At 54.1% G+C, this 242-nt stretch carries 1 protein-coding gene; it reads left to right on the forward strand.

Going from position 1 to position 242, the window contains the following annotated elements; genetic code table 11:
* A partial coding sequence (locus CO666_RS34420) for a hypothetical protein (RefSeq protein WP_210202071.1) occupies nt 1–184 on the forward strand: 184 nt, incomplete at its 5' end.
* Nucleotides 185–242: the final 58 nt, after the last annotated feature.

Genomic DNA, 242 nt, shown 5'->3' on the forward strand with positions numbered 1-242 from the left:
TGAAAGGCTCGAAGAGGAGGAAAAGAGCATGAACGGCGTTATGTTTCGGACCGTCCACCGCGGTTCTGCCATTGGCGAAGAAGACGTCAAACTGCAACAAGGGCGACGTGTGTCTGTCCCGGCTGCAAATTCAGGTGCGATGTCGCCCCTCGTACCGAGTGAGGTCGCTCGTGCACTACTTTAAGCCGTTATTAAAGCGTTCTCATCAGGTGTTTGTAGCCGACGACGGGAGTATCTGGATC

Origin of the sequence: Rhizobium chutanense (assembly GCF_002531935.1) — a bacterium.
GTDB classification, from domain to species: domain Bacteria; phylum Pseudomonadota; class Alphaproteobacteria; order Rhizobiales; family Rhizobiaceae; genus Rhizobium; species Rhizobium chutanense.